This is a genomic window from Moorena sp. SIO3I8, assembly GCF_010692325.1.
Classification (GTDB): Bacteria; Cyanobacteriota; Cyanobacteriia; order Cyanobacteriales; family Coleofasciculaceae; genus Moorena.
Window position 1 is genome coordinate 1 of sequence record NZ_JAAHHW010000049.1, and the last position, 9,727, is coordinate 9,727.

The following is a 9,727-nucleotide window of genomic DNA, read 5'->3' on the forward strand; positions in this document are numbered from 1 at the left end:
TCGTAAGATTTTAATGACTAAATTTGGGCATTTTTCGGTAAATTTTAGTTTATTTCCCTATCCCCCTATCCCCCTATCCCCCTATCTCCAATAATCGTTAACTTACTAAAGTTTGAAACAGCCCTGCCTTTTTTAAGGGGGGCTGGGGGGGATCATAATCTTGCGGAAAACTTTGAAAACACGCCCTAGTGGTCAGTAATCGTAAGCATTAAGCAATCAGCTGTCAGCCGTCAGCTAATCAACGGGAGGTAAGAAAACAGTTTACGGTGCTGGTGCGACTGGTTGAAAATCTGTGCTCGTTTTACTCATCCGACCCCGTTCAGTTAAAGCGCCTGCTAGCTGATAGCTGATAACTGATAGCTGAATGCTTATGTTCCTTTGGAACCGCTTCGCGATGAAGCGAAGCTTCCGCTAAGAGCGATCGCATAAAAATACCACCAGAGAGGGGGGTATGGGAACATTCATTAAGGTAAGCTACGTTTATCTCGTCTATCTGTGTAAGTATTGAGCGATCAGTTATCAGCTATCAAGCATGGATCTTTAGTTCGACAAAAACACCCGACTAAAAAGGTGTCACAAACCTGACTAAACCCCTTTAGCTGATAGCTGACGCTTTTACCTAATCTATCGCTAGCTTAAATAGCATTGCTCTTCCACAAGACGTTAGCAAGATGAAATTCTCAATTGTGCTTCTCACAGGACTGATGGCTCTAGTGCCTGTAGCTCCAGTTAACGCTGAAAGTCGCATCGTTGTTGGAGATAGTAACCTAGACGTTGTCATCTCTTCATTCGGGCGTAAACACAGGCATCGTTCACACCGCAGGCATCGGCGCATCTATTATCCCAGGCGTGGGCGTGGGCGTGGGCGGGTGCGAATCTATTCTCCTAGGCGTGGGCGGGTGCGAGTCTATTCTCCTAGGCGTGGGCGCGGGCGAGTCTATTCTCCCAAGCGCAGGGACGATGAAATATACTATCGTAATCGTAGGGGAGTCAGAATCTATTCTCCCAGGCGCAGACATGATGGGATTTTTTATCATGACTATCGGTAGTTAACTGCAACTTTTGAGGATTCAAATTAACCATCTTTCAACTCCAAGGGGACTCCCGTTATACCCGCGCATGAAGCGCGGGAGACGGGGCGTATAAAGTGCGGACGCAGGTTCCGCACACAGCCCCTTGGGAATTGGAGATTGGATCTGTTGCGTGTCTTAGACATTTCCGCTAAAATACTAGTTTCAGTAGCGGGAATACTGGATGCTAACTCAAGTTAACAAGACTCGCGGAATTCCCCACCCTCTTCCAGGGTGGGGATGGATAGCGAAACAGTGACTTGACACGTTACTGGAAAATATATATAATATTAACTAAGGTCGATAACGAAGGTAAGTGCAGTGAAACATAAAGCCGTCAAAGTCAGAATCTATCCAACACAAGAGCAGGTTCAAATATTAGCTCAGCATTTTGGATGTGCTCGCTGGTGGTGGAATTATGCACTGAATCAGTGCATAGAGACTTATAAAGAAACTGGCAAAGGGCTAAAGCAATCTGCACTTAATTCTATGTTGCCGAAACTCAAGAAAGAAAAAGAGACTGAATGGCTAAAAGAATGTTACTCCCAGGTCTTACAATCTGTGAGTCTTAACCTTAGTCGTGCATATCAGAACTTTTTTGTTCGCGTAGCGTGGCCATAGGCCAAGGTAGGGCAAAATATCCTAGATTCAAGTCATATCATCACCGCCAATCAATTCAGTACCCCCAAAAGGTCAAGCAAGTGGGTGACTACCTTAAGTTTCCTGGAAAATTAGGAGTTGTCAAGGCAGTAATTCACCGACCACTAGATGGGACAATCAAAACTGTAACAGTCAGCAAAGACCCTTCTGGCAAATACTATGCTTCCGTCCTAATGGAATACGAGTCTGATGATCCGAAACCATCGACAGACGGGAAAGTGATCGGAATTGACTTGGGCATCAAGGATTTTGCTATTACCTACGACGGCGAAAAGACCTCTAAATTTGGCAATCCTAAGCATTTGGCTAAATACGAAAAGAAATTAGCCAAAAAACAACGTATTACTGTCCGAAAGAAAAAAGGGAGTAGTGGAAGTAGGAAAGCTAGAAAGATTGTAGCAAAGGTATATGAACGTATTGGAAATGTCCGCCAAGACTACTTGCATAAGCTATCTAGTAAAATCGTAGATCAGAACCAGGTAGTGGTAGTCGAAAATCTAAATGTCAAGGGCATGCTGTGCGCTACGCGCACGCTTCGCGAACGTAACCATAAATTAGCTAAAGCAATATCTGATCTGAGTTGGGGGACTTTTGTAAATTTCCTGTCTTATAAATGCGAAAAAGAAGGAAAAGTATTGGTCGAGATAGATCGGTGGTTCCCCAGTTCTAAAACCTGTTCTAATTGTCATTACCGAATCAAAGAGTTGCCGTTAGACGTAAGGACTTGGACTTGCCCAAGCTGTGGCACTCACCACGACAGAGATGGTAATGCAGCAAAGAACATGTTTAGCAGAAGGTATCAGAATGCTATCCTCCTCTGGAACGGGGGAGGTCAACGCCAGTGGAGAAGAAGTAAGACCAAGACGTGGACGCCCGTCCAAGTTGAGGCATTCTTCCGTGAAACTGGAAGCCCCGGCCTCAACGAAGTAGGCCGGGGTAGTTCACTAATCTTCGTTTAGACAAGCAGCAGATCAAAGCTCTCAGGCAGATGTGTCACTTGAGCAAAAATATGTTCAATGTGGGACTCTATAATGTCCGTCAGTACTTTTTTCAGGAACGAAAGCATCTACGATACGAGAGCAACTATTATCACTCGAAAGAGAATGAGAATTACAAGTTATTACCGACGGATATTGCTCAACAAACCCTAAAGATTGTCGATATATCCTTTAAATCTTTCTTTGGTTTGATCAAGCTTAAATCTAGTGGAGGCTACCAGGAAAAAGTTAGGATTCCTAATTACCTTCCCAAGGATGGGCATTTTATTCTTGGCTTACTTCTGGTAGCTAATCTCCCTTTTCATCCCCTATTCCCTGCTCCGAAGTCCCTGCTCCCTAAAACCTAGAAATTTGTACCTGACCGAATTAAAAACCGCTGTATTACTCTTAAGTTTCATTCAACCAAACCCTTAAATCATCAAGATTCGAGAAATCTAAGCAGGCTTCACTCAACCCTTCCAACTGGTCCAGTGATAGTTGAAGAATTTGCTGTTGCAGTTCACTCGGTATTTCTCCTAAGCTACGGGATAGCAGACGGAGAATCAGTGCTCGTTCTCGTTGTGCTCCTTCTTCTCGACCTTGTTTGAGCCCTTCTTCTCTACCTTCTTGTAAACCTTCTTCTCGACCTTGTAGCAACCCTTCTTGTCTAGAAGTCTCGACAATATTATTCATGTCGCGGTAATATTTGAGACTGTTTTGGTAGTTATCCTGTTCAGTGCGAGAAAAATTCGCAATTTCTGCCACCTCAAACAGTTGATTGAAGACCGACTCTTGGAAAGGTTGAGGGCGATTCTGTAATTCTGACATATTTTTCAAGACAAACAGCCATTTATCAAAATGCGTCTCTAACTGGTCTAGGGTTTTGGTAAATTTGGGCAACTCGATATACAGGAATTTAAGTTTGTCATAAAACACCTGACAATCCTGATTTTTTAGCTCTACGGTATGTAGGATTGTCTCATCACGTTTATGGTCGTCAAAAACAAAATCTAAGACCCCGACAGTATAAACCGCCTTTAATTGATAATTCCAATCGCCTTTTTGTGCTTGTTCTTGGATTGGAAATGTGGAATAGTAAACACTTCTATCTTTAAAGAAGTTTTGTTTTGCTTTTTGAAGTTGAACAATAAAGCTTTCCCCAGTTTTGGCTTGACAGTAGATTTCAAAAATTACCTTGTCTGTATTTTTGAAGGTGACATCTTCAATTTCATGATGAGGTGGTAAAAGGGTATTTAAAAAATCAATAAGTAGTGCTTTATTTTCTTCCGTACCAAAAACACGCTTAAAGCCAAAAGCCGTAAGTAAAATAATATACTTATCTTTGAGATAATAGACCATGATAGTGCTAGGGGAATCGTAAGCTATCAGCGGTCAGTCGTAAGCTATCAGCTATCAGCTAATGCGCACAATTTTTATTGTAAGCATTAGGCTGACAACTGACAACTGACAACTGACGACTAACCGCTGACCGCTGACCGCTGACCGCTGACCGCTGACTGCTTAATATTATAGTTATGATCTAAATCTAAATTTTATTCCCTGTTCCCTGTTCCCTGTTCCCTATTCCCTACTCCCTACTCCCTACTCCCTACTCCCTACTCCCTATTCCCCTTAACCATGAGCAATCCCAACTATTGGAAACCAGCTTACCAACTCTTTAACCCAGAGCAACCCCTGACCACACCAGAGGAAATGAAAGATTTTTATATCCAGCGAGAGGATAGTCCAGTAGAAAATTTAATCGCTACTCTGGTAATGGAAGACCAGCCAGCTAAGTTTTTATTAGCTGGTCATCGGGGCAGTGGAAAAACAACGGAATTGCGACGAATTGAACAGGAGCTAGCAGAAAATTATGCGGTGATCTGGGTTGATACGGCAACAGCTCTCGACCGCTATAACATTGGTTATGCTGAGGTGGTGGTGTTGATTGGAATGGAGGTTTGTCGCCAAGCCATTAAACCAGGCTGGTGGTCAAATCGGGATCAGCGCTTACTGGATGATTTAGAAAATAGCCTAACAACAGTAATTTATCAAGATAAAGAAACAGATACTGAACAGTTAGAATTACCAGAGGTTTTGAAAAAATTGGGGTTAATTCTAAAACGGGGATTAACTCGGGATATGACTAAAACCATTAACATTCGCCCTGCTGTTAGTGACATCATTGATCGAGTTAACGATATTATCAAAGCTGCTGAGAAAGACCGCAAGCAAAAATTATTAGTCATTGTAGATGGTCTCGATCGCCATGATTTGAGAACCGCTTTGGAAATGTTTGCTAGCCCGCTCCTGACAGAATTAGAGTGTCATATCATCTACACCATTCCAATTTCCTTACGATATTCCCCTAGCTTTCGCCAACCGATGGAAAGCTTCCAACCTTTGGATTTGTATAATTTGCCTGTATTTGAATGCGATTGGCCTACGGCCACGCTACGCGATCGCAATTCTGGTCCGACCTCAACCCCTAACAAAGTTGGTCGAGATATCTTGAAGTCTGTGATTACCAAACGATTAGCTAAAATTAACGAAACAGATCTATTCACTCCCGATGCCCTAGAGCTAATATCTGAAAAGAGTGGTGGTGTGCTCCGGGATTTAATCCGACTAGCGCGGGGGGCTTGTCAGGTCGCCCTGAAGAAAAAAAAGGAATATGTAGACACAACCATTGCTAAGGAGGCGATTCAAGAAGAACGCAAAGCCTATACTATCAACGACTATCATTTTAAAGAATTGGCTACTGTTCACGAAACTGGTCGCTTAACTACCAATACCCATCATTTGCCCAAGCAAGGGGACGTTGTGATTTGTGATGAACTTTTACAAAATAAGTATGTCTTAGGGTATTACGGTGACCATACCTGGTTTGATGTGCATCCGATTATTATCGAAGACTTGGAACAGTGGCAAGGGAGTCAGAATTAAGGAACAGGAAATCGGGAATCGGGAATCGGGAATCGGGAATCGGGAATCGGGAATCGGAACCCACCCCTATTCCCCTCCCAGGAGGGGAATAGGGAATAGGGCAAAAAACCTGTGTAACTGATAGTTATGAAAAACGCTGTATTTATTTGTTTTTATGGTTAACTATAACGTTTCTCGCAGTTATGAGTAGAGTTTTTTTGACGTTGATTCCCTGTCTTGATGCAATGCATCCCTATTCCCTATTTCCTCTTCTGTCTTCCCGATTCCCGATTCCCGATTCCCGATTCCCTCTCCCCAGCACTATCTCACTCAATACTCACCCATGGTAACAGCCCCTGACCCATTGACACCTGCTGACCATAATGAGCTGGATAGCTTAGTCAGCACTCTCGCACTATCTAGTGGCACCACCATTATTTTTGCCATTGCTCCCGAAAGTGGTCCCAACCATCCGGTGGTGGAGCAGTTTAACTCTGTTGTTAATCAAGAAGCTTCTAGTGAGGAAGGGTTTCAGCTTCGCAACTTTTTCTACAGTCAGGATTCTTTAATTAATTTTCTCTACGGTCTCAATCCCCTCGATCAAGAGACCTCTGTCAACACTCCTGCTCCCAGTCGTCCTCTAATCATGGCCTTCGGGATTGAGCAGTTGGACACACCTCGTCGCATCAATGAGCTAAAACGACTGAATGTCGGTAGAGAATCCCTGTTTGAGCGAGACATGGTATTGATGTTTTGGCTCAATAAACCCCAATTTTTGGATGAGTTTCGCCTCCGGGCTCCGGATTTCTGGGATTGGCGGGAGAAGATTGTGGAATTTCAAACCCATCCACCACCCCTGGCACCGTTATTTTATCCCTATCTGGAGTGGTTAATTGCCCAGAATTCTTATGTCAAGTTTAGTGGCGTGATGCAGGTGCAGCGCCAAGTCGATATTTTTCTGGATCAGGTCTATATTTCCCTCAAGGCTGAACGTCAGAAGCTGGTGGTTGATACTTCAGATCCTAGGCATTTATCTAAAGCTAATTTATCTAGCCCTTCGATTCGGGTAGATCAGTTGGAAAGGATAACCCAGGATATCGATATCTCTAGCAGTACTAAAACTATTCCGGAAAAGGTTGATTTAGCGAAAGCCATACAGGATAGTCAGTATAGCGTGATTTTGGGAGACCCTGGTGCTGGCAAAACTACCCTTCTGAAATACCTAGCGCTCCATTTTGCTACCGCTCAACGGGACGACCAGGAAACGGTCTTGGCAGGAGAGGCTAAAGAGAATTTAGGGCCAACTCGCTTACCGGTCTTCTTTCGGATTGCTGATTATGCGGAACGCTTAGCAACCCAATCCGACTTGAGCTTGCAACAGTTTCTTAGGGAATTCTCTCAGCAGTGGCAAAGTGAAGTAACAAATAAGCCTGAGCAAGACACTGATACAACCATTTTTGAGCATTTGCGTGACAAACTCGATAATGGTAAATGTCTGGTGCTGTTGGATGGCTTAGATGAAGTGTTTAATCAGGACATACGCCAACAGATAGTTAACCAAATTGAAGAGTTTGTTAATCAATTCCCCAATAACAAGTTTGTGATTACTAGTCGGATTGCTGGCTATCGGGAGGTTAAATTAAGCCAACGCTTTTCCCATTTCACCATTACTGAGATGGAACCGGAACAGGTGGAGCGGTTTCTAGACCGATGGTGTCTAGCGGTAGAGAAAGCTCAAAGACCAGATGCCAGTCAGCACTATTGGCAGCAGGAAGCGGATCATCAAAGTCGGGAACTTAAGGAGGCGATCGCAGCCAGTGAGGGAGTCAAGCGTATGACCGGCAATCCCTTATTGTTAACGATTTTGGCATTGATTCACCGCAATGGCTCTCGCTTGCCCAATCAACGGGTCAAACTCTATGAATTAGCGGTCCAGACCTTGACCGAAGATTGGCAATTGAGCAAAAAATTGCCTGGTGTTGAGACCGTAGTGCTCAAAGAAAGTCAGGTGATGGCACTGTTGGCTCCCTTGGCTTACTGGATGCATGAACACAAACCCTCGGGATTAGTCAGTGAACCAGAAGTTAGGGAAAAACTAGCCGAAATCCATGGGGAGTTGAATGATGAAGAGCCGGATTCCCAGAGCGTGCAGTGGCAAATTAATGATTTTTTGCTGAGGGTCAGAGAAACAACCGGTTTGTTTGTGGAACGTGCCCCTGGTAGTTATGGGTTTATGCATCTGACCTTTGAGGAGTATTTTGCTGCTCGGTATATTGCAGATAATGATGTTAGTGAGATTCTCGATATTATTAATCAGCATCGATATGAAGCCCGTTGGGATGAACCAATTTTGTTAGCCTTAGGGTATTTGGGGAGTGAGAATCCCAGACGGATTAATAAGTTAGTTCCAAAGTTGTTTAAACCCTTAGATGACTATCAGCCTAGGATTGACCATGGCGAAATTAAGCTTAGAAAAACATCATCAAAGGATGTGGTTTTAGTTTGGCCAGTCTTAGGGGAAGATTCAACGGTTTCATATCAGGAGTCGCCATCGGTATTGCAGGATTTACTGTTTGCCGGTCAGGTTTTAGCTGATGTTGATGTCAACAGCAAGATTCGAGCCAGGGTTATTCAGCAGTTGGTCTGGACTTACTTGAGTTTAGATGAATACTCTAACACTGAAACGATTAAGGGATTGTTGAACAGGTTACGGGATATTGAAAGGTTTAATCAGAAGGATGAAGTAATTAAGTGTCTCAAAGAAGCGGCTAATAATTTAACGAATACTATAAAGCTAAGTCAAAAGAGATGGGTAAAGACTCAGTTAGCGAGTTTATACGTAGCTTGTGGTCAAACACGATAAACCTTAGTTAGTGCTGTGAATGAGTTTGTTGAACAACTAGTTAACCAGCCAGGTCCTACGCTATTTGTTAATCTGATAGATTTGGTGGCAGAACTAGGGGAAAAGATGACCCCAGCTTTGGAACCAATCAGACAAGATCCCATTCGATATCAGGTAATTCAACAAACCATAGAATTTGTGACAGCACTGTCTTACCTCCGCCCGAATAACTATGATCAGGCTATTGGGATGTTAGAGAAAATTAATCAAAACCCAGATAGTCCAATCAAGGGTTACATTGCTTGGGCAATAGCTACCTGTTACCGGAAAAAGCCGGAATATGAGAAAGCCATCGCATCCTACCAACAAAGCCGTGAATTTTATCAGTACTTGGATAAACAGAAGAATGTCGCCGATTTGTGGTATCGCCTGGCTTCTTATTATCGAGAATCGGGCAGATACCAGGAAGCTGTCGATTTTAAACTCAAAGATTTAGCCATCTGTAAGCAGCTTGATCACCAACTGAGGATAGCATTAACCTACTATCAGCTCGGTAGAATCTATCAAGATTGGGGTAAGTATGATCAAGCGATCGCATACTACCAACAAAGCCGTGAAATCAATCAGCATTTGGGTAAGCCAAAGAATATAGCAGATTTGTGGTCTTGGCTAGCTGATTGTTATCGAGACTGGGGTAAATATCAAAAAGCAGTGGATTGTCAACTCAACACCTTAGCCATCCGTCAACAGCTTGATGACCAGTCAGAAATAGCATTAGCCTACTGGAAGCTAGGTAGAATCTATCAAGATTGGGGTAAGTATGAAGATGCGATACCATACTACCAACAAAGCCGTGACCTTTATCAGCAGTTGGATAAACAAAAGAATGTCGCCAATCAGTGGTCAAGGCTTGCTGCTTGTTATCGAGACTGGGGCAGATATCAGCAAGCGGTGGATTGTCAACTCAAAACCTTAGCCATCCGTCAGCAGCTTGATCACCAATCATATATAGCATTAGCCTACTGTCAGCTCGGTAGAATCTATCAAGATTGGGGTAAGTATGAAGATGTGATCGCATACTACCAACAAAGCCGTGACCTTTATCAGCAGTTGGATTTACAACAAAATGTCGCCAATTTGTGGTCTTGGCTAGCTGATTGTTATCGAAACTGGGGTAAATATCAAGAAGCGGTGGATTGTCAACTCAAAAACAAACAGATACGTCAACAGCTTGATGACCAACCAAATATTGC

At 43.3% G+C, this 9,727-nt stretch carries 7 protein-coding genes and 1 pseudogene; 7 read left to right on the plus strand and 1 reads right to left on the minus strand.

The genetic code is table 11. The features are described 5' to 3' along the window. Positions 1-671 precede the first annotated feature (671 nt). From F6K51_RS19075 to F6K51_RS19085, 3 genes and pseudogenes are all read left to right on the plus strand, one after another. Positions 672-1,049: a hypothetical protein gene (locus tag F6K51_RS19075; protein ID WP_293022930.1), complete on the plus strand. Its 378-nt coding sequence runs from the start codon at positions 672-674 to the stop codon at positions 1,047-1,049. Positions 1,050-1,391: 342 nt separating this feature from the next. After that, positions 1,392-2,660: pseudogene (locus F6K51_RS19080) on the plus strand (RNA-guided endonuclease TnpB family protein). A 79-nt stretch (positions 2,661-2,739) separates the two neighbouring features. Further along, positions 2,740-3,075 (plus strand): transposase, encoded by a 336-nt coding sequence (locus F6K51_RS19085; RefSeq protein ID WP_293022933.1) that lies wholly within the window; start codon positions 2,740-2,742, stop codon positions 3,073-3,075. Positions 3,076-3,115: 40 nt separating this feature from the next. Here the strand turns inward: F6K51_RS19085 and F6K51_RS19090 are convergent, their stop codons facing one another. Continuing rightward, on the minus strand, positions 3,116-4,066 hold the full coding sequence (locus F6K51_RS19090; RefSeq protein ID WP_293022936.1) for an Rpn family recombination-promoting nuclease/putative transposase: 951 nt from the start codon (positions 4,064-4,066) through the stop codon (positions 3,116-3,118). A gap of 279 nt (positions 4,067-4,345) precedes the next feature. Here F6K51_RS19090 and F6K51_RS19095 point away from each other — a divergent pair, with 279 nt between their 5' ends. The 4 genes from F6K51_RS19095 to F6K51_RS19110 all read left to right on the plus strand — a co-directional run. Beyond that, positions 4,346-5,653 carry a P-loop NTPase fold protein gene (locus tag F6K51_RS19095; protein WP_293022939.1) on the plus strand — a complete coding sequence of 436 codons (1,308 nt, stop codon included), beginning with the start codon at positions 4,346-4,348 and terminating at the stop codon, positions 5,651-5,653. 182 nt (positions 5,654-5,835) lie between these two features. Further along, a complete protein-coding gene (locus F6K51_RS19100; protein WP_293022941.1) occupies positions 5,836-5,982 on the plus strand; it encodes a hypothetical protein in 147 nt (48 codons plus the stop codon). After that, positions 5,976-8,495: an NACHT domain-containing protein gene (locus tag F6K51_RS19105; protein ID WP_293022943.1), complete on the plus strand. Its 2,520-nt coding sequence runs from the start codon at positions 5,976-5,978 to the stop codon at positions 8,493-8,495. The genes F6K51_RS19100 and F6K51_RS19105 overlap by 7 nt, the downstream gene beginning before the upstream one ends. Before the next feature lie 15 nt (positions 8,496-8,510). After that, positions 8,511-9,727, plus strand: a 1,217-nt coding sequence (locus F6K51_RS19110; protein WP_293022946.1) for a tetratricopeptide repeat protein, incomplete at its 3' end; no start/stop codon positions are given.

What these genes read in the sequence shown, in the direction of transcription:
- F6K51_RS19075 (WP_293022930.1), top strand. Translation starts at nt 672, where the DNA reads ATGAAATTCTCAATTGTGCTTCTCACAGGACTGATGGCTCTAGTGCCT.
- F6K51_RS19085 (WP_293022933.1), top strand. Translation starts at nt 2,740, where the DNA reads ATGTTCAATGTGGGACTCTATAATGTCCGTCAGTACTTTTTTCAGGAA.
- F6K51_RS19090 (WP_293022936.1), bottom strand. Translation starts at nt 4,066, where the DNA reads ATGGTCTATTATCTCAAAGATAAGTATATTATTTTACTTACGGCTTTT.
- F6K51_RS19095 (WP_293022939.1), top strand. Translation starts at nt 4,346, where the DNA reads ATGAGCAATCCCAACTATTGGAAACCAGCTTACCAACTCTTTAACCCA.
- F6K51_RS19100 (WP_293022941.1), top strand. Translation starts at nt 5,836, where the DNA reads ATGAGTAGAGTTTTTTTGACGTTGATTCCCTGTCTTGATGCAATGCAT.
- F6K51_RS19105 (WP_293022943.1), top strand. Translation starts at nt 5,976, where the DNA reads ATGGTAACAGCCCCTGACCCATTGACACCTGCTGACCATAATGAGCTG.